The following is a 26182-nucleotide window of genomic DNA, read 5'->3' as shown; positions in this document are numbered from 1 at the left end:
AAACCGCGCATTTTGCGCGGTTTTTTATTGCCGATTTCAGAGAAGTTCTCAATTTTATTAAACATTAAGCCACATGTGCTGAACGAATCGATTGATAGTAAATTTGATTGCGTCCGAGTTGTTTCGCACGATACAACGCCTGATCGGCAATATTTAACAGTTCATCCTTCGTCATATTTTCAGCACGATATACCGTAATACCCAAACTAATAGTGACGTGATTTGAAACCTGTGATTTGGCATGTGGAATTTCTAAACGATCGATTGCTTTATAAATATTTGACGCTACCGCATAAGCACCATGCGCATCGGTTTCAGGCAATAAAACCACAAATTCTTCACCACCATATCGCGCTACAAAATCCATATGTCGAATGGCATTTTTAATGGTTTTGGCAATGGTTGAAATTACATCATCGCCTTTTTGATGACCGTAAAAATCGTTATAGTTTTTAAAATGATCAACATCGATAAATAGCATAGCAAGCGAGGTGTTATTACGTCGAGATTGCTCATAAAAGGTATCAAGCATTTCATCAAAAGTACGTCGGTTTGAAATCTTGGTTAATTCATCATGCTGACTTAAATGTAAAAGCTCTGTGGTATGAATACGATGGATTTTTTCACTAATATCCGCGCGCAGCATATTCAAAAATATCATCCGTTCACGCGCACAGAGCATCTTACTGATTGCAAAACCCAATACACAGCTTCCAATCAGTACACGCCCCAACACCATCACATCAAATTTCACTTCTAATGAAAAAAGCATCAACATGGTGACCACAGCAGCCAACAATCCAGACATCAACATTTGGACTGGTTTAACCCCCGTCAAAATATAGCTCAAGATGTAAATCATACAAAGGATCATCATGGCCTGATGTTTAAGTGCTTCGGTATACACGGTCATGGTGAGCCAAGACATTGAAATAACAGCCCAAAACACTACAAACATACTGGCATGTGAAAAATAAGGCTTCAGACGGTCATAACGGGCAAAGGTATATAAAGCCAAAAGACACAGCGCACCATTGAGCTGACCAACCAAACAACGAATAAAATCATGCACAAAATGCTGTTGATTAATTATCCAGTAATCTCCGGGAATGATCAGCATCGTGAGCACAAAGTAGATCAACACTCCCATCCAAAAAAAATGACGTATGTTGGTTTGCGCACGATCGAGGCTTAAAGTCCAAAATTGAGTTTCCAGTTTTTTAGGAAACATTTCCCCTACACGACGGGTTTGCCGTGTAATCAGTTCCTCTATTTTTTCTTTATCGTATTGCAACTTTGCAAGGTTATACTTGTATTCCATTTCCAAGCATTTATCTAATTCTTTTAGTCATTTAAAAATACCACAGTTTTATTCTTTATTTATATCTGTTCAGTCATTTGTACATAAATCTCGTTACCATTTTCACATTATTTGCATTATCATTTGTTTTATTTCCAAGCTTGGAATCGCTGTGAATACGATTACTCTTCTTCAGCCAGATGATTGGCATGCACATTTACGTGACGGTCTAGCCCTAAAGCGTACAGTTCCTGATTTAGCACAACAATTCTCTCGCGCGATTTGTATGCCAAACACCGTACCACCGGTAAAAACCGTTGAAGAAGCAAATGCATACCGTGAACGTATTATGGCACATGTTCCTGAAGGCGTTCACTTTGACCCGCGCATGGTGCTCTATTTCACAGACAACACACCTGCAAGTGAAGTTAAAAAAATTAAAGAATCTGAGCATGTTAATGCCATTAAGCTCTATCCAGCAGGTGCAACCACGAACTCGGACAGTGGTGTCAGTGACATTAGTAAAGTATATGGTGTGATTGAGCAACTCGAAGAACACCAAGTGCCATTACTCTTACATGGTGAAGTGACGCATAACCATGTCGATATTTTTGACCGTGAAAAACGTTTCCTTGATGAAGTGCTATCTCCACTGTTAAAACAGTTCCCTAAATTAAAATTGGTTCTAGAACACATCACCACAAGTGAAGCTGCGCATTTTGTATTAGAACAAGACCGTAATGTCGCTGCGTCAATCACACCGCAACATTTATTGTTTAACCGTAATGATATGTTGGTGGGTGGTATTAAACCGCATTTCTATTGCTTACCGATTTTAAAACGTCAAACCCATCAGCAAACTTTGCTCGAAGTCGCGACCAGTGCGAACCCTAAATTTTTCTTAGGTACAGACAGTGCGCCGCACTCAAAAAATGCTAAAGAAAATGCATGTGGCTGTGCAGGATGTTATAGTGCACCAACAGCAATTGAGTTATACGCTCAAGCATTTGATCAAGTCGGTAAAATCGACCGTTTAGAAGGTTTTGCAAGCCATTTTGGTGCAGACTTCTACGGACTCCCTCGAAATACCAATACCATTACTTTGGTAAAAGAAGATCAAGTGATCCCTGAAAGTTTAGACTATTTGGATGGCGAAAAAATTATTCCGTTGTATGCGGGTAAGACCATCCAATGGAGAAAAGTGTGACAGATGAAACTCGACCAGTCATTGGTCAACGTTTCCGTGGATTCCTACCTGTTGTTGTCGATGTCGAAACAGCAGGTTTTAATTCACAGACCGATGCCTTACTGGAAATTGCAGCGATTCCTATTGTGTATGATGCAGAAGGTAATTTTGTACCGGGTGAAGCCCACCATGCACATATCAATCCATTTGAAGGTGCCAACCTTGACCGTCGTTCACTGGATTTTATTGGTGTAGATCCATTTAATCCGATGCGTATGGCCATGGCTGAAGATGAGAAATCAGCATTAAAACGTATTTTTAAGTCAGTGAATGAAGTACGTCGTCAACAAAACTGCACTCATGCTGTTTTAGTTGGTCACAATGCACATTTTGATTTAGGGTTTGTACAGGCAGCTATTGCACGTACAGGAACAAAAAATCAAAATCCTTTCCATAGTTTTTCCGTATTCGATACAGTGACATTGAGCGCTGTAATGTTTGGACAAACTGTGCTGGCAAAATCATGTATTCAAGCTGGTATTGAGTTTGATGGTAAAGAAGCACACTCTGCACTTTACGATACTCAGAAGACCGCTGAACTGTTCTGTTATATTTTGAACAAACTCGGCCCTCACCTACTTGACACTATGATGGCGGATCAATAAGATACCGCCATCTTCTAAACGTCCCTATCGTCTAGAGGCCTAGGACATCGCCCTTTCACGGCGGTAACCGGGGTTCGAATCCCCGTAGGGACGCCAATACTTCTTATCAAGCTTTTTCTTTTTTCTAATATTCATAACGAATGAATACTCTTAAATCATCACTATTTCTATCTTAATTCTCATTGACTGGATTTCTGTGTATTAAAAAAACACTTATTGCAAATAATTCTCATTTCTATTGATTATTCTTGTAAAGTTAATGATAATCGCTATCGTTTTTATCTGCATAATTGTTGACAGCCATGCGCTTTGCCTATTCTCCCCTTAATATCGCAATTTTGACTGCTTTAGCATCTCAAACGTATGCAAATGAAAGCCAGATCTCCGAAGAAATCAAAACCAATACGGTGTCGATGACACCTATTGAGGTTGAAGTCAAAGCCAAGCAAGAAGTAGGTAAAACCGTCTACACCAAAGAAGATTTAGAAAAAACGCCGAATAGCTCTAAAAACATCACTGACTTTTTAAAAGTTAATCCGGATGTACAGTTTTCAAATGATCAAATGGCTGCAGGTACGCAAGCGAATTTAAAACCCAATGAAATATCTATTCATGGCGCACAATCATTCCAAAATAAATTTATTATTAATGGCGTAAGTAATACAAACATTCTTGATCCGCTTGGTTCAGGGTCAAATGCTGGTGAATACGGTATTACTGATGTGGGTTCCCAAGGTATTGCTATTAATACCGACCTACTTTGTAGCCTAGAAGTTTTAGACAGTAATGTTAGTGCAAAATATGGTAGTTTTGCAGGCGGTGTAATTAGTGCTGAAACATGCGCTCCTAATACCGAAATTGGTAAAATCCACGGTAGTATCAGTTATGATTATACTGAGAGTGATTGGAATCGTTATCACTTGAAAACTGATGCTGATAAAGGCTTATTCGATGGCGAGTCAACACAAGAAAACCAAAAAGAATATGTCCGTCAAGGTATTAGTGCCAATGTCTATAGCAAACTTTCCGAAGTCTATGGTATTGATTTTTATGCCTCTCAACGAGGCTCTAAAATTCCTGTAGAAAGTGGTTTACCTTCACCAAAACAGATCGACCAAAAGAAATTAAATACCAATATTGGTGCAACCTTATTCGCAAATCCGAATGAAGAAGCTAAGATGAAATTTGGTTTCTCTTTAGGTGACTTAGAAGATAATACCTATCTGAATAAGCGTCGAAATTCACACGCTACTAGCAATAATAAGTCTGCTTTAATTTTTGCAGAAATAGAGCATAAAAATGCTTGGGGCAAGCTCAAACAAAAATTAAATTATCAAAGTATCGACAACCAACGTGAAACGGATTCTGATACAGGAATTAACTGGCTATATGCTGAAGGAAGTAAAGACTGGAACAACACCGAAAAAGTATGGGAAGGCTCATCCGCTGCAAATATTGATTTAAAACAATCAACAATCAACTACGAACTTGATGGTATTTTTAATCAATTTAAACTTGCAGACACGCAACATCAGATCAGTGCAGGATTTGCCTATCATTATGACGATGTTCAATGGGAACGAACGAAAGATTTCTTAACTTTCTATGGTGTTACCTCAGGCAACTCTCAAAACTTATATGACCTAGAAGGTGGTAAGTGCCAAATCAATGATCCGCTTTGTGATGAAAATACAACCACCGAATTCATCAACAATAAAGTCAATACTGTATATAACGGTCAGTATTTTAAGCGAGGTAACTTATTTAAAGCAGGTACATTTGATGGGCAGTACCAACAAGCCTCGCTTTATATACAAGATGATATTCACTGGAAAAACTTTAATGCTCGCTTAGGTCTCCGTGCTGATTACGACGAAGCAAATAATAATTTCAACTTTGCCCCACGCAGCAGTATCAACTATCAACCTTTTAGCAACAATTTATTAACACTAACATCGGGCTGGAACCGTTACTACAGTGCTCCAACTTATATGACTGATTTACGTCAGCATTTAACTTCTTTAGATGCCTATCTAATGCGTAATGATCAAAATTCAGCATGGGAGGAAGAAGAAAAAACTTCATATGTAGATACAAAGCGAAAAGATTTAAAAACACCTTATGCGGATGAAATAGTCGTTGGACTCAATAGTCAATTTAAAAATACAAATCTAAGTCTAAAATGGGTAAATCGCCAATATAAAGACGAAATTTCACGTGATCAAATTGGTACTGGTGTTAATCGTTACTTTCAATATGGCAACAATGGTTATGGTGAAAATGACACGATAACTTTTGAAATAAATACCCTAAACCCATTAAAACTTTACAACACAGAGCATCAGTTGGCTTTAGCAGTTAACTACACTGACTCTTATCGTAGTACTCCAGACTATACCAGTGATTATAAAGAGGAAGAAATTCGTAAACTAATTTCGTATGATGGAAAAATCATGGAATTTGGCGACCGACCAGCTTCAAATTATAATCAACCACTTACGGTACGTGTCTCTTGGGATATTGGCTTTGATCGTGTTCCTGTAAAAATTTCTAATTTCTTTAGCTATAAAGGAACATATGAACAAATGCTCACTGCAAGTTCTGCGGATAAAGTTGTTCATAATGGTGTAAAACTTGATACGTACACACTAGAAGATGTAAAACCTCGTTTTACATGGGATATGCGTACAACATATGACTGGAATATTTCAAAAGATTATTCAGCTATATTAGGACTAACAATAAATAATATTACTAACCGTAATAATCTTTATGTAAGTGGTAGCAAACTATATTCCGAAATAGGACGACAGTTCATTGCTGATGTCACATTTAAATTTTAAACTTTCCCCTATCAAGCGCGCCTCAAAACGCGCTTGATTCATTTTTAAATAGACTAAAACATGAAAAAAATAATCTTACTCTTTGGCCTGTGCCTTGTATCTCTCGGTATCTTCATCTACATTTTTAGACCAGAAGCCAGCCTACCGATAAATCATTCAAATACTGTTGAGCACGATGCCAATCATACAAATCAAACAGCATTGAATGATGACCAAGAATCCTCTACTCCCAAAACCAACGATCGTGACACTCAAATACAAGCTAAAAAAACCAAAAAATTGAGCGAAGAAGCAATACAGTATTACCGAACAGCAAGCAAATACGGTTGGGAGTCAATCGTTCGTGATTTTGAAAATGGAACCATCCTAAAAAGCAAAATGCCTAAAGGGGAAAAAGAAAAACTTTGCGAAATTGCATTGAGTCAAAGCACTGCCGATCAAACCAAACGCTTATTTAAAGCAAATTGCAAACCACTCAATGGACGTTCATCCTCTATGATTATTAATGGCGCATTAACCAATGCAGAAGGAAAAATAGATCAAAATGAAATCATTGAAAAATTAAAACTCTACAAGTCTGAAAATGTTTTACAAACTCACGTTACGTATAAATTAGGCCCGTATGAAGAAAAAAGCTCTTTGCAAGCCCAAGCAATTGGATGGGGACTTGAAGTCATTTCTGATTATTTGCTGAGTATTGGTGTCGATTACACGGGCGTGGATGGTAATTTAATTTTAGACAATATCAAAGGCCGTAACCCTTCTGTGAGTTTGGTTCAAAAACTACTGAATGCAGGAATCGAGCCCAATAGTAACGTTTATAAACAAATAGAACAGAATGACTTTTCAACCAAATATCCTAACATTTACAATTTATTAAAAGCACACAAACCATGAAAAACATCGTTATTACCAGCTTCCTGCTAATGAGTATGCATTGCTTTGCAAATGCTCCAGTGCCACAAAATCACGCTACCAATGCACCATCAGTGAAAAACATTCACGACTTTAAAAAGATCAAAGGGATGACAAATGATGCATCTCGTTATTATAAATTTATAAACATATATGGTTGGTCAGCCATAGTGCAGGAATTTGAAAATAAAAATATTCAAAGCAGTAAAATGAAAAATAAAGAAATTAAAAAAATGTGTGACACAGCACATCTTATACTTCCACTTCAAGATATCAAGCGACTGATTGCTGCTGATTGCAAACCCAGCTCAAACGATGTGACTTTTAACACCATCAATAGGATTTTAAAAAATGGCGATGGTTCTATTAATGAACAAGAAATTATTGCTAAATTAGAATTTTATAATGCATTAGGATTATTAAAAACACATCAAACATACGGCCGTGGCTATCGTGCAGAAACATATAATTTACTCTACAAAGCTGCCGGTTTTGGTTTGCCTGATGTTTTCGATTATCTCCTGAATATCGGACTCACAGTAAAATATACCGATAGTAACTTACTGAATACACATTTTGATGGTCGCTCCCCACAGCTCGCTTTAACCCAAAAAATTTTAAAACTGGGTGTAGAGCCAAATGCCTCAACCATTACGATCATGCAACAACGGAACTTTAAACAACACTACCCTGACATTTACCAAGTCATCCTATCCAATCTAGAACAGAAAAACCGTAAACTTTAATTAATTACAGCCTGACTGGTTTTGTTTATACTTCAGCTTGATCTATTTTGATGTAAGAACACCCTATGTTTAAAAAGTTGCTCTTGGTTTTAGCCATCTTATTTCCATCTGCACTCTATCTGTATATTGTGAGCCGCGATGACAACAAAGCCCCTGTAGCTGAACAAACTCAAGTACCTGCAACTTCTGAAGCTGAGTATCAAACTCCTGACCATTAATCCAATGGTCAGTGCTAAAGATTTAAATTTTAGATCAGTATTATTACATTATAAGAAAAATTCGATTTATCAATCATTTCACTGCATTCAATCATAAAATATACCTTTCATTCAATTTTCTTTTCACTATGCAATCTCCCTCTGAACCTTCGCAACACTCGTCTGCTGAAGGTAAAAGTCCATCGCTTAAACGTGCGATGACGACTCGACACCTTGTGATGCTCTCACTTGGTGGTGCAATTGGTACTGGTTTGTTTATGGGTTCAGGTGAAGTTATTTCACAAGCTGGGCCTTTGGGCGCTGTACTTGCCTACATTATTGGCGGACTAATCGCCTACATGGTTATGCTCTGTTTGGGTGAGCTTGCCGTACATTTACCTGTTTCTGGCTCTTTTGGTGCTTTTGCGACAAATTATATTGGCCCGGGTACCGGTTATATGGTGTCTTGGATGTACTGGTTGGGCTGGTCTGCCACCTTAGGTACAGAATTTACTGCGGCGGCTATTTTGATGCAGGAATGGTTTCCACAAACCTCTATTTGGTTATGGACACTGATCTTTGCTGCTGGTGTACTGATTTCTAATCTAAGTTCTACACGCGCATTCGCAGAGTCAGAATTTTGGTTATCAATGGTGAAAGTTGCAACAGTGTTGATTTTCATCATCCTTGGTTTTGCCTGCATCTTTGGTTTCGTGCCTTTCCAAGGCTATGAATCAGCTCCAATGTTCCACAATTTGACAGAACATGGTTGGCTGCCAAATGGTTTGTTCCCTCTGTTTGCCACGCTATTGATCGTCAACTTTGCCTTTAATGGTACGGAGATGATTGGTATCGCTGCAGGTGAAACTGAAAACCCTGAAAAGAATGTGCCTAAAGCCATTCATGCTGCGGTATGGCGCTTAATCATTTTCTTTGTCGGCACTATTATCGTCATCAGTTCACTGTTGACCTATACCGATGCAGGTTTAAATGTCGGCGGACATGGCGGCTTAAGCAGTAGCCCTTTCGTTTCCGTATTTAACCTGATGGGCATTCCCTATGCAGAAGACTTAATTCGTTTCGTCATTATTACGGCTTTACTGTCTACAGCTAACTCTGGTTTATATGCTGCATCACGTATGATGTGGGCGCTGTCCGCACAAAAACAATTACCACGTGCTTTCGGCAAATTAAGCAAAACTGGTGTGCCTTATATTGCTGTATTGGTCACTATGATCGGTGGTTTACCAGGCCTATTGTCAGAACAATTTGGCGCAGATGTCATCTTCAAGAACTTGATGGGGGTTGCTGCCTTCACCATGGTGATCGTCTGGATGAGTATTTGCTGGAGTCAATTTAACTTCCGTCGCCAATGGCTGAAACAAGGTCATAGCGTTTCAGAGCTTAAATTCCGTACACCATGGTTCCCGCTGGTTCCAATTCTTGGCTTTGTCTGCTGTACCGCAACAGGTTTAAGTATGGCTGCAGATCCTGAAATGCTTTCAGGCTTTATTGGCTGTCTGATCTTTATGGCAGCGTGTTATGCAGGTTATTATTGGTTATATCACGATAAATAAAATAGTTAAGGTGGCTCATTAGCCACCTTTTTTTATGAAACTATTTCTCTTCTCTATGAGAGAAAAATTAGGGTTTCCATATAAATTCAAAAATGATTTGTGGGAGCAGTTTAATCCACAAAAACCACTGTACAAATTATAATTTAAGGAAATAGTTCAACTGCTTTTCGTCAATGAGTTTTTATCCTCGCTCAACACCAAGATATAATCCCATACTTTCAACTCTAATGAGTCCTTTTCGGATTTTGCCCCCCTTAGAAACATTAGCTAAAAGACACGCAGCTACTATTGCTAGAAATATTTGGATAGATACTCTCAAACTTGTATTAGATATTAATTCAACAAAAGTAAAGTTAAAAACTATTAATGAAAGTGGCAAAAGCACCCGACTTGAATTCATCTGTTTTTTAAATTCAGGAAAATCACGATTAATAACCAATAAATTTTGTTTGTCTTTACTCCACAACATTGGCTCAAAACATACATCCAATTTTTTTTCTAATTTTTCAAGTTCTACATCATCACTAGACAACTGATATCTTCGAACCTTTAAGATTAAATATAATTTAAAAAAGCTCTGGATATCTAAAAAATAATGAGAATCATCTAAAGATTTGAGGTGATTATACGTAATTCTACTTTCCCCATCTAAATCCCTAAATAAAAGTTCATCAATAATTCTTTCAAACTCTGATTTACTAATATACGAAGAAAAATTATTTGTATAAATTTCAAACCAATGCAAATAATTCAATAAAACTATATAGAATCTTTCATGGACTTTGCCCACATTAAATTGATTGATTTCAAATAAAATTCCAGAAATAAACTCATTAAAATTATTTTTCATTAAAAAAATTCTGTTTTTGTTTCATTTATATACATTTAGAATATAACAATGAAACTCTATTTTGACAAATATAGATGGGCTATGTACTATACACCCACCTCAAAACGTCCCTATCGTCTAGAGGCCTAGGACATCGCCCTTTCACGGCGGTAACCGGGGTTCGAATCCCCGTAGGGACGCCAATTCTTCTGTCAGCTCTGACAAACTTAAAGTTTATTTATCTATAATTTATATTAATTGATTGCATCATCATTGCATTCTTCTCTACAATTACTCGCTTCATTATTTGATTCTCCTTTTTCTCTATGCAGTCATCACATTCTCCGAATGATGCTTCGCATCAGGGCAATTCTTCGCCGTTAAAACGCGCTATGAGTACTCGACATCTGGTGATGATTTCGCTTGGCGGCGCAATCGGTACTGGTTTATTTCTTGGTTCGGGTGAAGTCATTGCACAAACGGGGCCTGTAGGTGCCATTATTTCGTATTTTTTAGGCGGTATTATCGCCTATATGGTGATGCTTTGCTTAGGCGAGCTCGCTGTACATATGCCAGAATCTGGTTCATTTGGCGCTTATGCTAAACGCTATATCGGACCGGGTACGGGTTATACCATCACTTGGCTGTATTGGCTGACATGGTCAGTAACGCTAGGAACTGAATTTACCGCTGCTGCACTTTTAATGCAGGAATGGTTCCCAGACAGCTCTATGTGGATGTGGACTTTAATCTTTGGTGCTTTTGTATTCTGCTTGAATATGATTTCAACCAAATGGTTTGCTGAATCTGAATTTTGGCTAGCCTTAGTCAAAGTGATTACCGTTGTTGCCTTTATTATTTTAGGTCTATTGGCCATTTTTGGTGTTTTAGGCTATCGAGGCTATGAAGCTGCACCGCTGTTTAGCAACCTCACTGCACAAGGATGGTTCCCTGAAGGCTTGTTCCCAATCTTCGCTACAATGTTGATTGTTAACTTTGCATTCTCTGGTACTGAGCTGATTGGTGTTGCTGCGGGTGAAACCAAAGATCCAGCGAAAAATGTACCTAAAGCCATTAACACGGCGATTTTCCGCTTATTGATTTTCTTTGTAGGTACCATTGTTGTTATTACTGCATTATTACCACACCAAGAAGCCGGCTTATCTGCCGAAGGTGTAAGTAGTTCACCTTTCGTAACAGTATTCCAGCACATTGGTATTCCTTATGCAGAAGACATCATCCGCTTTGTGATTATCACAGCCCTACTTTCTGCTGCAAACTCAGGTTTATTTGCTGCATCTCGAATGATGTGGTCATTGTCCTATAGTAAGCAATTACCTGCAGTGTTCTCTAAAGTGAACTCGCGTGGTATTCCTTATGTTGCAGTAATTGTGACCATGATCGGTGGTATGCCGGGCTTACTTTCTGAGCAATTTGCACCAGAAACCATCTTCAAAAACTTGTTAGGTGTCGCGGCATTTACCATGGTGGTGGTATGGATGAGTATTTGTTTAAGCCAATTCAACTTCCGTCGTCAGTGGTATAAAGAAGGCAAAACTGCAAAAGATTTAGCTTTTGCTGCACCACTCTTCCCAATCGTGCCGATACTCGGTTTTGTATTCTGTCTGATTACCTGTATTAGTATGGTATTTGACCCAGAAATGTTGACTGGCTTTATCTGCTGTATGATCTTCATTGTGGCGTGTTATATCAGCTACTACACCTTGTATCACAACAAAGATTGATCTGCGTTGGTAATACCAAACACGATAAAAGAGTAACTTCGGTTGCTCTTTATTTATGGCTATATTTTAATAAAAGTAGAATAAAAACTGGTCCGTCGATGAGGTGCAATATGCAGATCATCTTTATCCATGGCATGAATCAACAGCAACAAACTGCACGTTCACTCGAACAACATTGGCTTGCACTGTTGTCTCAAGGCTTAAAGCAAAGCCATCAAGAGACTTTTTTATCGTATATACAGCACCATATGCGCATGCCTTTTTATGGGGACTTACTCACGCGTTATCACTTGCAGAATATGCTTCAGGACAGCACCTTGACACCTCAAACGTGGCCACATTTTCCGTTTATCCATCGCACTGAACTCCCAGAAAAATCACCAAAAGTACTTGAGCATCACGCTGTACAAAATAATCTACCTGACATCACCCTCAATGATGCTATTGGATTAAGCCAATCATTCAAATCGATCACTGCACTTGGCAAAGATCTTGCCCTACGCGATTTTGCAGTTTTAATGAATTATTTCCCAAAATTACATGCCACACTTTTGCATAAATTTTTGGTCGAAACTTATCTCTATTTATCCAATCCACACTTTATTCAGGCAGTTCATACTCGTCTGCATGAGCAATTACATCAAACGAAACCCACCCTGTTGATTGCACATTCGCTAGGTAGCGTGATTGCGTATCATTTTTTACTGTTACATCCTGAACTCAACATACAGCGCTTTATTACCTTGGGCTCACCTTTGGCTTTTCGTGTCCTCCAAGCCCACTTACCTCAGCCTTTACAGCGACCTGATGCAATTTCAGGTGATTGGTTAAACTTTTATTCACATGATGATTTTCTCAGCGCTTTTCCGCTGAGTCAGGCACCTTTTGATTTTCAACCCGCCATTTTCAATCAGCAAATTCAGACATCGATTGAACACCCACACGATATTGCTGGATATTTAACGCATCCAGAAGTTATTGCTACAATCTTACAAGTGTTGAAAAAACCGACATAAATAATGTATTTTTCAAACATTTTTAGCAAATTGTTTTAATTTTATGCACTCAACAACAAAAACTGAATTTATTTATAGAAAAGCGTTTGACACCCCCCGATTTTCACCCTAATATACGCCCACCTCTGAAACGTCCCTATCGTCTAGAGGCCTAGGACATCGCCCTTTCACGGCGGTAACCGGGGTTCGAATCCCCGTAGGGACGCCAATTTTCAGAAGTACATTTTATTAAGTCCCTATCGTCTAGAGGCCTAGGACATCGCCCTTTCACGGCGGTAACCGGGGTTCGAATCCCCGTAGGGACGCCATTATTTAGTCTAAAAACTTAGACTTAAATAAACGGTTTTAAAATTTGCTTTCTGTAATGTCCCTATCGTCTAGAGGCCTAGGACATCGCCCTTTCACGGCGGTAACCGGGGTTCGAATCCCCGTAGGGACGCCATATTCGAGTTGGTTTTAATCACTCATTAAAAAGCTCAAGCATTGCGACTTGGGCTTTTTTATTGCCTTAATTTCTAAATATTTCTTTTAAAAGTTTTGAATCATAAATGGCCTTAGGGGCAATCACCTGCTCATTTAGCGGAATATTTTGACCATAGCGCTGCCGCATTAGGCGCTGCACTTCATATTGTTTTAAATCAAATTGTTTAAGTTGTTGTAATGGAGAAAGTTCGATTCCTAAAGCATGCTGATAAGCTTTCCAAACAATTTCAGAACAGTAAATTGCACGGTCATCCCATTCAAAATAAATATCATAGGGTTTGCCCAAGTACTTTTCTGCATTTTGTACCAGTTTCGTTTTCTGCGGCACATTTAAGGGTTGTTTGAGCCTTTTCACCACATAGTGAGCATTCTCCCCACGCGCGATCCATTGATTTAAAGCGGTATATTGCACAGGCTGAATAGCTTCAAGCACCCAAGTTTGGTTATTTTTATTTACGATCATGCCCATGTGACTATAGGGCGAATGTGTGGCCTTTTGAATGCTTAAACTTTGTTGTGACTTTGAGATATGAAAAATGATATCCCCCGTCTGAAATACAGATTGGGCATAGAGGGCTGAACTGAGCCCACAAAGAATAACTATTAATATTAAAATTTTAGACATTTTTATTGTAAGCAATATTGATATGAATGAAGGCAACCATAACATGAATATATGTCGGTTGCCCTGATTCTAAAAATTCAATGATTGATTAAGCCGACTTACGTGAATTGACTTGCCCTTTAATGACCGCTGTTAAATTTCCTTTAAGATATTTAAAAAACACTTTTAAGGGTGAAAGTTTAGGATTTGGCTGTTTTCCTTCACCAATCGATTTAAACTGAGCGGCATACCAAATAATTTCCATAATCGCCATTTTATCAATCATCGGTATGCCAGTTTTAATTTTGTCTACGCCGTAACGAACATCCTGCCCCGCCAATAAACGATCAGCCAAATCGACTTCAACAGCGAATGGACGTGCAATACCAATAAAATCACAAGCTCCACTGTCGAGTGCAGCATTCATACCTTGGACGGTTCTAAACCCACCTGTAACCATCAATGCACACTTTACTTCTTTACGGATATTGTCCGCAAAATCGAGGAAATACGCTTCACGAGCAATGGTACTGGCTTTACGTTTTTCTTCTTTAGCACCCGCCATCGCTGGCGCTTCATAGGAACCGCCCGAGATTTCAATCATATCAATCCCTGCGGAATCGATTGCCTTAAAGACCTCAATCACATCCGTTTCGCTAATCCCGCCGCGTTGGAAATCAGCAGAATTCAGTTTGACCGAAATGATAAAATCATCGGTCGTCGCTGCACGAACTGCCTTATAGATTTCAAGCAAAAAGCGCATGCGATTTTCATTTGAACCGCCCCACTGATCTTGACGTTTATTGGTCAGTGGCGACAAGAACTGACTAATTAAATAACCATGCGCACCATGCAATTGCACGCCTTCGAAGCCTGCCTTTTCACAAATGTGTGCGGCACGTGCAAAACGCTGAATGATATCTAAAATTTCATCTTCACGAAGTTCGCGTGGTGTTCCAAACGTTGTGGCTAGCATCGGACTAAATGGTACAGCGGACGGCGCAACCGTTTCCTTATTTAAACCTTTAGGACATTGACGGCCCGGATGTGAAAGTTGAACCAATTGCACCATGCCGTGCTTCTTGCCTAGCTCAGCCCACTGTGTTAATTGTGCTAAATCTCGCTCAGTTTCAGCGACAACAACCCCAGGCTCATTTTTAGCACGAAAATCCACCATGACATTACCCGTAATGGCACAGCCTAAACCACCCTTCGCCCAAGCTTCATATAATCCAAAATGTAAGTGATTGGGTTGGCCTGCGGTATTGGCCAATGCTTCACTCATTGCACCTTTAATGATGCGATTTTTAAATGTGGTATTACGAATTTTAAAGCTTTCAGCTAAATGGCTCATGACAATGTCCAAAATGAAATAATAAGTCCTGAGTATTTACTCTAATTATTATTTTCTAAAGGTCAAGGATATTTTGACAATGACACTTGTCAAAATATCCATAAGTTTGATTTTAGTATTGGCTGGCTTCAATTAATTTACGGGTATAGTCTGTTTGTGGTCGCGCAAATAGATCTGCGGTGTCTTGAAATTCCATGACTTTGGCATGACGCAGTACCAACACTTTTTGACACAAGGCTTTGACCACGTGTAAATCGTGACTAATAAATAAATAACTCATATTAAATTCTTGCTGCAAACGCCGTAGTAGCTTCACAATGGCTTTTTGTGTCGTCCGATCTAGTGCCGATGTGGGTTCATCGAGTATCAATAATTTAGGACGTAATACCAACGCACGCGCTAAGGCGACTCTCTGCCGTTGCCCACCCGATAATTCATGTGGATAACGCTGCTTAAATGAGCTGGCTAATTCGACTTTCTGCAAAGCTTCATCTATACGCTGTGCAATTTCATTTGCAGATAAATGCTGTAAGGCCAGACCTTCGCCAATGGTTTGCTCTACATTTAGCCGTGGATTTAAACTACTGAATGGATCTTGAAAGACGATTTGAAATTCACGACGTAGAGGTCTGAGCTGTTTTTCTGAAAGTTGATTGATGGCGTGTTGATTTAAAATAATTTCGCCATCACTTTCTATGAGCCGAGCAATAGCCAGTGCTAGGGAGCTTTTCCCTGAACCACTCTCTCCAACAATACCGATCGACTCACCTTCAGCCATTGTTAAATCCAAAGCTTCTACCGCAACGACATAATTTTTAATGCGATTCAATAAGCCTTGTTTGACTGGGAACTTCACTCCTAACTGGCGTAATTCTAAAAGTGTTTGAGTTTGCGAAACCTGTATTGCTTTACCAAAATCATGGTCTAATAAATTTTGGGTATACGCCTGCTTCGGTTGCTCAAAAATTTCCTGAACACCACCTTGCTCCACCACTTGCCCACGACTCATCACAATCACATGTTCTGCATAGCGCTTGACCAAATTCAGGTCATGGCTAATTAATATCATCGCCATATTACGCTGCTGTTGTAGCGACTTTAATAAATTTAAGATTTGCGCTTGCAAAGTAACATCTAAAGCCGTGGTTGGCTCATCAGCGATTAAAATATCAGGATCTAAGGCCAATGCCATGGCAATCATGACACGTTGACGCTGCCCGCCTGATAACTCATGTGGATAGCGTCTTAATTTATCTTCAGCATCAGGAATACCCACATCATTTAATAATTCTATAACGCGCTGCCGTGTTTTTGCCTTCGACCATCCCTGTAACAACAGTGACTCACCAACAATCTTTTCCACCCGATGTAAGGGATTTAAGGCCGTCATCGGCTCTTGAAAAATCATGGCAATTTTCTGCCCACGAATGTTTCGATGCTGCTCAGGACTCAGTCCAAGTATTGCTTGTCCGTTAAGGCTGACGCTCCCTGTGACCTGCAGATCACTTGGCAACAAACCGAGTATAGCTAGGCTGCTAATCGATTTACCAGAACCGCTTTCACCAACAATGGCTATCGTTTCACCTGCATGCAATTTAAAATTCAGGTCTTCAACCAAGACCTGTGCTGTATATGAAATATGTAAATGTTCAACCGCTAATACGATGGGAGGTACATTAACTTGATGATTATTGACGTCTAGGATCGAATGCATCACGTGTCGCCTCCCCAATGTAAATCAATAAAGACAGCACGATCGCTAAGGTAAAAAACCCCGATAAGGCAAGCCATGGTGCATTCAGATTGTTTTTCCCTTGAAGCAATAACTCACCTAAGGACGCGGCATCAGGCGGTAAGCCATAACCTAGGAAATCTAAGGCTGTCAGTGCAGTAATATTTGCCGTAAGCATGAAAGGTAGCTGTGAAAGACTGGAACTCATCGCATTTGGTAAAATATGCCGAAACATAATGGTGCCATCTGTAACGCCAAGGCTTCGTGCTGCACGGACATAATCAAAATTACGCGCCCGCAAAAACTCTGCACGAACCAAGCCGACTAAGGTGGGCCAGCCAAACAACAACATAATGACAAAGAGCCAATACACACTCGGTGTAAACATACTGACTAAAATCATCACCATGAATAGCATCGGGAGCCCACCCCAAACTTCTAAAATTCGTTGACCAATGAGGTCTATCCATCCACCATAATAGCCCTGTATCGCCCCAACGATGATGCCCAATACTGCTGAAGCAAAAGTTAATGCAAAACCAAACAGGAGCGACACACGTAATCCATATAAAATACGCGCCAGCACATCACGACCTTGGTCATCTGTACCAAGCCAATTTTGTGCAGTTGGTGCAGATGGTACGGGCACAGCCAGTTCTAAATTTGGTGTTTGATAGGAAAATTGAATCAGTGGCCATACAGCCCAACCTTTATCTTCAATCAGTTGCTGAACAACAGGATCTTTATAATCTGCCTCAGTTTCAAATACCCCACCGAAAGCGGTTTCTGGATAACTTTTCAATACGGGCACATATAAAGAATCATCGTATTTAACCAAGAGCGGTTTATCATTGGCAATAAACTCGACAGCTAGGGACAACATAAAAATCAAGGCAAAACTGATAAAGCATGTAAAGCCTAATTTATTTTCTTTAAAACGTTGAAAACGTGCTTGCATGATCGGAGACATTATTTTGCCCCCTGCGAATCAAAATTAATTCGCGGATCAATCATTTGATACATGACATCACTGATTAATCTTAATATCAGCCCCATCAAGGTAAAAATAAACAAGGTGCCAAAAATGACTGGATAATCACGCTGTACGATGGCTTCAAATCCCAACAATCCCAGACCATCTAGATTGAAAATAATTTCAATAAATAGATTTCCCACAAAGAAGATCCCAATCAATGCTTCTGGTAGACCCGCAATGACTATGAGCATTGCATTACGAAATACATGCCCATACAGCACACGTGATTCAGTCAAACCTTTAGAACGAGCAGCAAGAACATATTGCTTATTCAGTTCTTCCATAAAAGAGTATTTGGTCAGATAAGTTAAGCCTGCAAAACCACCAATTACCATAGCAAACAAAGGCAACGCCATATGCCAAAAATAATCTGCAATTTTGCCAAACACACTTAACTCAGCAAAATTCTCTGAAACTAAACCTTGTAGAGGAAACCACTGAAAATATGAACCACCTGCAAAAAAGACAATGAGTAAAATGGCAAAGGCGAAAGCAGGAATGGCATAGCCGATAGCCAATAAAATAGACGTGCTTTTATCAAATAGCAGACCATGTTGACGGGCTTTTTTAATGCCTAAAGGAATAGACACCATATAGATCAGCAAGGTACTCCACAAGCCAAGGGATAAGGATACAGGCAGCTTTTCCCAAAGCAGCTGAGTCACAGGCTTATCTTTAAAGAAACTTGTACCAAAATCTAGCGTTACATAGCCCTTTAACATGAGCCAAAAACGTTCGAATAATGGTTTATCGAAACCATATTGCGCTTCGATTTTTGCCACCATTTCTTCACTGAGGCCTTTAGCACCTTGGTATTTACTGCCTGTCGTCGCAGTTTCACCACCACCTGTGTTTCCCATACCTTGAAAGGACTCAGCTTGCTGTATGGCTTGTTCAACAGGTCCTCCCGGTGCAATCTGAATCACGACAAAGTTAATCAGTAAAATGAAAAACAATGTTGGAATAATCAGGAGCAATCTTTTTAAAATATATGTGCCCATGTTGCTTTCACATTCCTAGTCATTCAGGTGTATTTATTGCTGCCGTAGATATTGTGTTATTTGCTTGGCTTTAGCTGCATCACTCCACCAATAGTCAATCCCTACAGAAAGTTTAGGTTTGACATAAGGTTGCTTATACATATGCCAATAGGCAAACCAATTTTCACTTTGCCCAAACATTGGAATTTGATAATAACCCGCTCTGAGCAGGCGGTCTAAAACACGCGTACGAATAATCAATTCTTCCCGATTTGGAGCATTGATCACCTGTTGAATGAGCTGATCTATTACAGGATTTTTAATCCCTGCGTAATTATAATTACCCACTTGGTCAGCTGCTTGACTGCCCCAAAGTTGAGCTTGCTCACCCGCTGGAGTGAGCGATTGAGGCATTTCATCCACGATCATATCAAAGTCAATATTTCGCATCCGCTCGGTGTATTGCGGTCCATCTACTTGTCGCAATAGCACCTGAATACCTAAACGTTTCAAATTTCGTATAAATGGCATTAAGGTTCGCTGCAAATCTTGTTGCTGAATCAAGATTTCGAATTTCACAGGCCGAGATTTTGCATCCACCAATCGGCCGTCTTGATAAAGATAACCCGCATTCAATAACAGTTGGCGTGCATGCAGCAGATTTTTTCGATTAAATCCACTGCCATCAGAAACGGGATATTGCCAATTGGATAAGACCCCCTGTCTTTGAATAGGATCAAGTTGCGATAACATCGGTTTTAAAATATCCAACTCTTGGATAGAGGGTTTCCCCTTCGCTTCTAGCACACTATTACTAAAATAACTCTGCAAACGCTGATACTGCCCATAAAATAATGCTTTATTTTGCCATTCAAAATCATAAGCATAGGTTAACGCTTGTCGAAAACGAATATCACTAAATGGCGCACGACGGGTATTAAATACGAGACTTTTTGTCGGAATCGGTCGTTCATGTTTAAAGCGATATTTGACAATTTTACCGTCTTTAAAAGCAGGAAAATTGTACGCTCCCACCCAATTACGTGCGGTCTTTTCCTCATATAACGTAAATTGACCTGCTTTAAAGCCTTCAAAGGCTATGTCTGGGCTGCGATAATATACATATTTCAGATGGTTAAAATTATAGCGACCACGATTGACGGCTAAGTTCTGCCCCCAATACTCAGGATTGCGCTTGTAGCGAATACTCCTACCTGCATCGATCGTCTCAATCGTGTAAGGGCCTGAGCCTAATATGGGCTGCAATGTAATTTGAGTAAAATCTTTTTTTGCCCAATCTTTTTTGGAGTAAATCGGCATTTGCGCCAAAATCATGGGCATATCAGTGTTGTGTCCAGATTTAAAATTCATTCTTACCTGATATTTAGATAAAACATCTGTTTTGTCTAAATCCGCTAAATACATTTGCAAACCAGGATTTGACTTGGTCTGAAAAGTATCAAAACTAAATTTAACGTCTTCAGCAGTGAGTTCAGAACCATCACTAAACCGTGCTTTTGGGTTTAAATGAAAAATAACAAAATTAGTTTTTTTCGGGTCAAATGTCACCTTTTCGGCAAGCAATGGATACATCACACCCGGTTCATCTAAAGATGAACTCATCAAGCTATCAAAAAGATAATTGATACCTTCAACAGAACGCCCTTTTCCATTCATGCTGTTTAAATTATCAAAACTCCCAATACTCGAGGTCGTGATATATCCCCCTTTATTGGCAAGAGGATTGGCATAGGGCATTGCCTGTAATTGATGATATTGAGGGCTACTATGTATGGCAAGAAAAGGCGTGGTCTGCAACGCAGCCCACGCCCCTGTTGAAAGTATGCTCAAAGTCACACCAAACACGTAACGCGAAGTTGAAGCAGAATACATTCAACTTAACTCCTTAATGTTTGGACTCAGTTTGGTACTTTAATGACTTCACCAATACGTAACTGAGCAGACGGTTGTATATCATTCATTTCAGCAAGTTTTGATGTATCAAGTCCATAACGGCTTGCTAAACCAATCAATGTATCGCCGCGTTTAATACGGTATTCACTGATAGTTTTAGGGACTTGTAAATTTTGACCGACACGCAGTCCTGCACGGGGGTTTAAGTTATTTAATTCAGCCAATGCTGCCACAGTTAAACCTGTCCGACTAGCAATCGAATTTAAAGACTCGCCTGATTTCACAGTATAGCTTTCAGTATTTGTTGGTTTCACATTGCTCGTAGAGGATTTAGCTTCCGTTTTTTTGGTTTCAGTTGCTTTACTAGCTACATCAGCAGGTAGTTCACCATCTACTTTTAAACGCTGCCCTACACGAATCGCACTATTGGTATTTAGGCCATTTAATTCAGCTAAATAACGTAATTGAAGATGATATTTCTTCGCAATCACACCCAATGTTTCACCTGATTTCACCACATGAATATCGGTCGCATCAACGGAATTCGTTCGTGTATTGGTTTTGCTTTCAATTTTGGTCGCCTCAGCTTTGGTTTCTACTTTAACCGGTGCGACATCACCTGTTAATTTTAATTTCTGCCCAACGCGTAGACCAGAACTACGCTTTATACCATTTAAATTTGCGACATAGTCCATGCCTAAATCATAGCGACTAGCAATGCCTGTCAGTGTATCGCCAGACTGCACCACATATGTATCCGGAACAGTTGAACTTGCAGGAACTTTAATGCTTTGCCCAGCCATCAGCCCACTATTTACCGACATATCATTTAGACTCGCCAATTCTGACAAACTGATCTTTGACTGCGTCGCAATGCTGTAAAGGGTATCACCACGCTGCACTTTATAGCTTTCAACTTTATACGCAGGATCAACTTTGACATTTTCAATGCGATTCACGACTTTGCTTTCGAGCTTCTCAACTTCTGCTACAGCTTGTAATGGCACATTAATTTTTTGCCCAACCATCAAACTACTGCCAGCCGTTAAACCAGTTGTTAAATCTGCCAACTCCTGATTTGACAGCGCATAACGATCTGCAATGAGTTTTAGATATTCACCACGTTTTACCGTGTAGGATTTGGTTTGAACTTTTGCAGGTTTTTCGACAACTTGAGCTGCTTTCTTGTCAGCTTCCAATTTTGCTTTAGATGCAGGCGTTTCTTTTAAGGATAATTTCTGCCCAACATATAAACCACTCGTGGTGGTTAAACCATTGTAGTCTGCGAGTTGCTTCGTACTTAAACCAAATTGACTCGCAACAGCTGTAAGACTGTCATTTGCTTTCACTACATAGCTATCTGCAATAGGCTTGGCTTTCGATTCTTCATTATTTTGCACAATCGGTTTCGCATCATATAAATAGATGGTCGTACCGACATACAAGGTCGAATCTGGCGAAATTTGGTTCCAAGCTGCAATATCACGCCAATTCACGCCATTTTTCATCGCGATCAACGCTAATGTGTCGCCCGCCAAAACTGTATAAGTACTGCGTTTACCTTTAGGTGGTACAACTACAATTTCAGAATCTGTACGAATGACATTTTTACCTTGGTTGCGTTTGGCTTCTTCGGAATCTGCACCTGTATTTTCAGCCACGCTTTTCGGGTAAGAGAAACCTTTGGTCAGTTCTTTTCCTTGTTGATCCGCAATCGACTGGCTGGTCTGAATCGCAGTCAACTTAATCTTGCCATCATAAGGATCGACAATTTCAGTGCCTTTCGGCGCAATAGCTTTAATTTCCTGAACGACTTCTTCTTGTTCTGCTTTAGTCGCTACTGGTTTTAATACCTCATCGACTGTTTTGGTCTCACCTTCAGCTTTAATAGCCGCCATGATTTGCTCACGCTCATTTGCGCTGAGTGGTGGCTCGACAGACACGGCTTTCACAGGCGTCGAAGGTGTTACAGCGACTGGTATACGCGGCGCACTTGGAATATCACTATTCGATGCAAAAGCAGCCAAAGCAGATGATCCTATTGGCGTTTTGCCTTTCGTTCCTGATGGAACACTCGGCGTTACCGTTGCAGCGACTACAGGTGGTTTGGCAGAAGCTGTCACTGTCGGCTGTGTTTTAAGCGTAGGTGGCGTCACTTTAGCGGGCTGAATAGTTTTACTATTTAATTCCGGCGGAGTAACACGTGACGGTGTTATTTCAACATTATTTTTTGGTAAGTTATAAGTTGAATTACTTGCCCAATAACCTGATGAACCACCTGATTGTAATTTCTTCAAACGTGCATCGACTGATGGACTCACATCCGCAGGAATTAAAATCCGCATTGGGCTGCTGCTATCAATCACATCGCCACGATGACCAGGGTTTAGTGCATAGAGTTCTGCACGGCTTAAACCGGTAATAGATGCAATTTCATTTAAATTTGCAGGCCCTACAGCCACTTCACGAAAGTGTGGACGGTTGGCAATTGGCGGTAAACTTACGCCATAAGCACTTGGATTTTTAATAATTTGAGCAACAGCCAAGAAACGTGGGACATAGTTCATGGTTTCTTGGGGCAGTTTTAGTGACCAATAATCCGTTGGCAAACCTGCCGCACGGTTACGGTTAATCGCCTGTTGAATGCGGCCCGGCCCTGCATTATATGCAGCCAAAGCCAATTCCCACGAACCGAACTGGTTATGTAGCGCACCTAAAAACTCATAAGCTGCACGCGTTGATTCCACTACGTCACGACGACCATCATACATTGAGGTTTGTTTTAAGCCGTAAATACGTCCAGTACTTGGAATAAATTGCCATAAGCCTGCTGCGGCTGCACTTGAGGTTGCTGCTGGGTCATAAGAACTTTCAATCACTGGTAATAACGCCAACTCAGTCGGCAAACCACGACGTTCTGCTTCTTTAACCGTGTGATATAAATAACGGGACGCACGCGCACTTAAACGATCAATATATGGTTGACGTGAAATAAACCAACCACGCTGCGCTTCAATTCGCGTATCCCAGTGGTTCAAATCCATTTTGAAACCCACGGTCATACGCTTCCAGACATCACCATGCTTAAGTACTAAAAGGCGATCGCCTTCTACGGCACGCATGTCTGTTGCAGAAAGTAAATCTTCGAGTGAATCTAAACTATTGGCATCGAGAAAGTTTGAGCCAACTTGTTTACTTGCTGAGTTCTGCTTAGTCGTTTGCGATGAAGAACAGCCCGTCAGACCAAGAGCTGCGAGCGCAGAACCCAAGACTGTAAATTTAAAAATTTGTGGTAACGTAGGCTGCCAGACAGTCGCAGTTGATTTATACATAAAAAAATCCAGACAACTCATATAAAATTTATTTTTTAGATATGCCATTGTAGTGAAGCAGAACACAGACACAAGGCGTTAATTTAACGCTATTTCAGTATAAATGTTACAAGAAATTAAAAAAATCGCCAGAAATGGATTTCTCTCTGTCATTTGCGTTATACAATATACGGTTCTGAATGCTTGTTTTTCTCCGGATTTGATTTATGTCTCAAACAATCACGCTTTATGTTGATGGTGCATGTAAAGGCAACCCTGGCTTAGGGGGTTGGGGGGCCTATATCATCCGTGAAACTGGAGAAGAAAAACTCTGCGGCGGCGAAGCTGAAACCACCAATAACCGTATGGAATTGACTGCTGCAATTGAAGGCATTCAACACTGTCCGTCCGATGCAAAACTGATTATTTGGACAGACTCTAACTATGTCAAACAAGGCATTACCGAGTGGATACATGGTTGGAAAAAGAAAAACTGGAAAGATGTTAAAAATCCTGATCTGTGGAAATTACTGGATGCAACTTGTCAGGGTCGGGAAATTGAATGGAACTGGATTAAAGGGCATGCAGGCCATCCGGGAAATGAAATGGCAGATCAATTGGCCAATCTAGGCGCAGAAAAAACCCTCGAACACATCAAACAAGTGACATCAACTACAGCTGAAGCACCTAAAAAAAAAGCTGAACCAGACTGGCTATTAAACGATCCGTTTGGACTTGAATTTGCTGATAGCGAGGATGAAGCAGAAGAAATCTCTGCTGAGACAGCTATTGACGCAGAGCATATTGATGGCATTGCGATAGAACAACAAGCAACAGACACTGCTTCAGCGTTGAATGAAGCTGCCCCTATACAGTCTAAGCAAGCTGCTGAAATCCATCCAATGATTGTCATTACACCAGCAACCGTCGATGTATCTGGCCCACGACAATTAATTTTGGATACGGAAACCACAGGTTTCTATTTCCAAGATGGCGACCGTATTATTGAAGTCGGTGCAGTGGAAATGATTAACCGCAAACTGACCGGTAGCTCAATTCATATTTATATCAACCCGCAAAAACCTGTCGGTGAATCTGAAAATATTCACGGAATCAGTGATGACTTTCTAAAAGACAAACCACTGTATGCTGAAATTGCTGATGTCTTATTTGACTATCTAAAAGGCGCAGAAATCATTGCGCATAACGCAACCTTCGATATGAACTTCCTTGATATGGAGTTCAAACGTGCCGGTTTTGTGGCCTTATCTGAAGTTTGCGAAGTCACCGATACCTTGGCTATGGCCAAAGCCAAGCATCCAGGCCAGAAAAACTCACTCGATGCATTAGTGCGTCGTTACGAAATTCCACAACGTGACCGTACCTTCCATGGTGCCTTACTCGATGCGGAAATTCTGTCTGACGTATACCTAGCAATGACGGGCGGTCAGGTTTCCTTTGATATCGATGCACTGACCCACTCGCAAAATGAAGATGGTTCGCAAACCCGCGCCGCTGTTGAAATAGATTTACCAGTGATTTTACCTTCAGCCGATGAACTTGAAGCCCATGAGACATGGGTCAAACAATTTGAAGAAAAACATGGTACACCTTGCCTTTTTGCGAAATAAAATCTAAATTTCGTGTTACTTTTTGTATATAAACAATTCTTACATACGCTATAGTAAAACCATAAACATGGACCGCCTTAAGGGGCGGTTAATAAACAAGATAAAACATCTAGGAAAG

At 40.1% G+C, this 26182-nt stretch carries 19 protein-coding genes and 5 tRNA genes; 15 read left to right on the top strand and 9 right to left on the bottom strand.

From position 1 onward, the window contains the following. Positions 1–64: 64 nt before the first annotated feature. Positions 65–1321 carry a diguanylate cyclase gene (locus FTU62_RS13860; protein ID WP_180102976.1) on the bottom strand — a complete coding sequence of 419 codons (1257 nt, stop codon included), beginning with the start codon at positions 1319–1321 and terminating at the stop codon, positions 65–67. A gap of 151 nt (positions 1322–1472) precedes the next feature. Between FTU62_RS13860 and pyrC the strand changes: the two genes are divergently transcribed. From pyrC to FTU62_RS13820, 8 genes are all read left to right on the top strand, one after another. Beyond that, a complete protein-coding gene (gene pyrC, locus FTU62_RS13855; RefSeq protein WP_180102975.1) occupies positions 1473–2507 on the top strand; it encodes a dihydroorotase in 1035 nt (344 codons plus the stop codon). Next, entirely contained in the window at positions 2492–3151 is a 660-nt protein-coding gene (rnt, locus tag FTU62_RS13850; protein ID WP_078192915.1) for a ribonuclease T, read from the top strand. Before pyrC ends, rnt begins: the two co-directional genes overlap by 16 nt. Positions 3152–3171: 20 nt before the next feature. Beyond that, a tRNA-Glu gene (locus FTU62_RS13845) sits at positions 3172–3247 on the top strand. Between the two features lie 206 nt (positions 3248–3453). Next, positions 3454–5994: a TonB-dependent siderophore receptor gene (locus FTU62_RS13840; protein WP_180102974.1), complete on the top strand. Its 2541-nt coding sequence runs from the start codon at positions 3454–3456 to the stop codon at positions 5992–5994. Positions 5995–6054: 60 nt separating this feature from the next. Next, complete coding sequence (locus FTU62_RS13835) at positions 6055–6891, top strand: hypothetical protein (protein ID WP_180102973.1); 837 nt, start codon at positions 6055–6057, stop codon at positions 6889–6891. Beyond that, entirely contained in the window at positions 6888–7655 is a 768-nt protein-coding gene (locus FTU62_RS13830) for a hypothetical protein (RefSeq protein ID WP_180102972.1), read from the top strand. The genes FTU62_RS13835 and FTU62_RS13830 overlap by 4 nt, the downstream gene beginning before the upstream one ends. A gap of 65 nt (positions 7656–7720) precedes the next feature. Continuing rightward, on the top strand, positions 7721–7873 hold the full coding sequence (locus FTU62_RS13825) for a hypothetical protein (protein WP_168379378.1): 153 nt from the start codon (positions 7721–7723) through the stop codon (positions 7871–7873). Between the two features lie 128 nt (positions 7874–8001). Beyond that, positions 8002–9429 (top strand): amino acid permease, encoded by a 1428-nt coding sequence (locus tag FTU62_RS13820; RefSeq protein WP_078192919.1) that lies wholly within the window; start codon positions 8002–8004, stop codon positions 9427–9429. Between the two features lie 181 nt (positions 9430–9610). Here FTU62_RS13820 and FTU62_RS13815 read toward each other — a convergent pair whose 3' ends face one another. Beyond that, positions 9611–10279: a hypothetical protein gene (locus FTU62_RS13815; protein ID WP_180102971.1), complete on the bottom strand. Its 669-nt coding sequence runs from the start codon at positions 10277–10279 to the stop codon at positions 9611–9613. A 106-nt stretch (positions 10280–10385) separates the two neighbouring features. Between FTU62_RS13815 and FTU62_RS13810 the strand changes: the two genes are divergently transcribed. From FTU62_RS13810 to FTU62_RS13785, 6 genes are all read left to right on the top strand, one after another. Next, positions 10386–10461: transfer RNA gene (locus FTU62_RS13810), tRNA-Glu, on the top strand. A 123-nt stretch (positions 10462–10584) separates the two neighbouring features. Further along, complete coding sequence (locus FTU62_RS13805; RefSeq protein ID WP_180102970.1) at positions 10585–12003, top strand: amino acid permease; 1419 nt, start codon at positions 10585–10587, stop codon at positions 12001–12003. Between the two features lie 110 nt (positions 12004–12113). Next, positions 12114–13019 (top strand): alpha/beta fold hydrolase, encoded by a 906-nt coding sequence (locus FTU62_RS13800; RefSeq protein WP_180102969.1) that lies wholly within the window; start codon positions 12114–12116, stop codon positions 13017–13019. A gap of 132 nt (positions 13020–13151) precedes the next feature. After that, a tRNA-Glu gene (locus FTU62_RS13795) sits at positions 13152–13227 on the top strand. A 24-nt stretch (positions 13228–13251) separates the two neighbouring features. Continuing rightward, positions 13252–13327: transfer RNA gene (locus FTU62_RS13790), tRNA-Glu, on the top strand. 58 nt (positions 13328–13385) lie between these two features. After that, positions 13386–13461 (top strand) — tRNA-Glu (locus FTU62_RS13785). Positions 13462–13527: 66 nt separating this feature from the next. On the opposite strand, the gene FTU62_RS13780 is transcribed toward FTU62_RS13785, so the two are convergent. From FTU62_RS13780 to FTU62_RS13750, 7 genes are all read right to left on the bottom strand, one after another. Continuing rightward, positions 13528–14127 carry a YiiX family permuted papain-like enzyme gene (locus FTU62_RS13780; RefSeq protein ID WP_180102968.1) on the bottom strand — a complete coding sequence of 200 codons (600 nt, stop codon included), beginning with the start codon at positions 14125–14127 and terminating at the stop codon, positions 13528–13530. A gap of 88 nt (positions 14128–14215) precedes the next feature. Continuing rightward, positions 14216–15460 (bottom strand): NADH:flavin oxidoreductase/NADH oxidase family protein, encoded by a 1245-nt coding sequence (locus FTU62_RS13775; RefSeq protein WP_180102967.1) that lies wholly within the window; start codon positions 15458–15460, stop codon positions 14216–14218. Positions 15461–15572: 112 nt separating this feature from the next. Then, positions 15573–17174: an ABC transporter ATP-binding protein gene (locus tag FTU62_RS13770; protein ID WP_180102997.1), complete on the bottom strand. Its 1602-nt coding sequence runs from the start codon at positions 17172–17174 to the stop codon at positions 15573–15575. Beyond that, a complete protein-coding gene (locus FTU62_RS13765) occupies positions 17149–18162 on the bottom strand; it encodes an ABC transporter permease (protein WP_180102966.1) in 1014 nt (337 codons plus the stop codon). Before FTU62_RS13765 ends, FTU62_RS13770 begins: the two co-directional genes overlap by 26 nt. Beyond that, positions 18162–19229: a microcin C ABC transporter permease YejB gene (locus FTU62_RS13760; RefSeq protein WP_078192926.1), complete on the bottom strand. Its 1068-nt coding sequence runs from the start codon at positions 19227–19229 to the stop codon at positions 18162–18164. Before FTU62_RS13760 ends, FTU62_RS13765 begins: the two co-directional genes overlap by 1 nt. A 33-nt stretch (positions 19230–19262) precedes the next feature. After that, the gene (locus FTU62_RS13755; protein WP_180102965.1) at positions 19263–21101 is read right to left on the bottom strand and encodes an extracellular solute-binding protein; all 1839 of its coding nucleotides are present in this window, start codon (positions 21099–21101) and stop codon (positions 19263–19265) included. Between the two features lie 26 nt (positions 21102–21127). After that, entirely contained in the window at positions 21128–24454 is a 3327-nt protein-coding gene (locus FTU62_RS13750) for a LysM peptidoglycan-binding domain-containing protein (RefSeq protein WP_180102964.1), read from the bottom strand. Positions 24455–24660: 206 nt separating this feature from the next. Between FTU62_RS13750 and dnaQ the strand changes: the two genes are divergently transcribed. Continuing rightward, on the top strand, positions 24661–26064 hold the full coding sequence (gene dnaQ / locus FTU62_RS13745; protein ID WP_180102963.1) for a DNA polymerase III subunit epsilon: 1404 nt from the start codon (positions 24661–24663) through the stop codon (positions 26062–26064). Positions 26065–26182: the final 118 nt, after the last annotated feature.

The organism is Acinetobacter sp. YH12126, from assembly GCF_013418745.1.
Classification (GTDB): domain Bacteria; phylum Pseudomonadota; class Gammaproteobacteria; order Pseudomonadales; family Moraxellaceae; genus Acinetobacter; species Acinetobacter amyesii.
The sequence above is the reverse complement of the archived record's forward strand: the minus strand, read 5'-3'. Positions and strand labels throughout refer to the sequence as shown.

Excerpts from the sequence above, each read along its gene's own strand:
- FTU62_RS13830 (WP_180102972.1), top strand. The coding sequence starts at position 6,888 with ATGAAAAACATCGTTATTACCAGCTTCCTGCTAATGAGTATGCATTGC.
- FTU62_RS13755 (WP_180102965.1), bottom strand. The coding sequence starts at position 21,101 with ATGTATTCTGCTTCAACTTCGCGTTACGTGTTTGGTGTGACTTTGAGC.
- rnt (WP_078192915.1), top strand. The coding sequence starts at position 2,492 with ATGGAGAAAAGTGTGACAGATGAAACTCGACCAGTCATTGGTCAACGT.
- FTU62_RS13750 (WP_180102964.1), bottom strand. The coding sequence starts at position 24,454 with ATGTATAAATCAACTGCGACTGTCTGGCAGCCTACGTTACCACAAATT.
- FTU62_RS13775 (WP_180102967.1), bottom strand. The coding sequence starts at position 15,460 with ATGAGCCATTTAGCTGAAAGCTTTAAAATTCGTAATACCACATTTAAA.
- FTU62_RS13835 (WP_180102973.1), top strand. The coding sequence starts at position 6,055 with ATGAAAAAAATAATCTTACTCTTTGGCCTGTGCCTTGTATCTCTCGGT.
- FTU62_RS13760 (WP_078192926.1), bottom strand. The coding sequence starts at position 19,229 with ATGGGCACATATATTTTAAAAAGATTGCTCCTGATTATTCCAACATTG.
- FTU62_RS13770 (WP_180102997.1), bottom strand. The coding sequence starts at position 17,174 with ATGCATTCGATCCTAGACGTCAATAATCATCAAGTTAATGTACCTCCC.
- FTU62_RS13805 (WP_180102970.1), top strand. The coding sequence starts at position 10,585 with ATGCAGTCATCACATTCTCCGAATGATGCTTCGCATCAGGGCAATTCT.
- FTU62_RS13780 (WP_180102968.1), bottom strand. The coding sequence starts at position 14,127 with ATGTCTAAAATTTTAATATTAATAGTTATTCTTTGTGGGCTCAGTTCA.
- FTU62_RS13800 (WP_180102969.1), top strand. The coding sequence starts at position 12,114 with ATGCAGATCATCTTTATCCATGGCATGAATCAACAGCAACAAACTGCA.
- FTU62_RS13825 (WP_168379378.1), top strand. The coding sequence starts at position 7,721 with ATGTTTAAAAAGTTGCTCTTGGTTTTAGCCATCTTATTTCCATCTGCA.
- FTU62_RS13840 (WP_180102974.1), top strand. The coding sequence starts at position 3,454 with ATGCGCTTTGCCTATTCTCCCCTTAATATCGCAATTTTGACTGCTTTA.
- FTU62_RS13820 (WP_078192919.1), top strand. The coding sequence starts at position 8,002 with ATGCAATCTCCCTCTGAACCTTCGCAACACTCGTCTGCTGAAGGTAAA.
- FTU62_RS13860 (WP_180102976.1), bottom strand. The coding sequence starts at position 1,321 with ATGGAATACAAGTATAACCTTGCAAAGTTGCAATACGATAAAGAAAAA.
- FTU62_RS13765 (WP_180102966.1), bottom strand. The coding sequence starts at position 18,162 with ATGTCTCCGATCATGCAAGCACGTTTTCAACGTTTTAAAGAAAATAAA.
- dnaQ (WP_180102963.1), top strand. The coding sequence starts at position 24,661 with ATGTCTCAAACAATCACGCTTTATGTTGATGGTGCATGTAAAGGCAAC.
- FTU62_RS13815 (WP_180102971.1), bottom strand. The coding sequence starts at position 10,279 with ATGAAAAATAATTTTAATGAGTTTATTTCTGGAATTTTATTTGAAATC.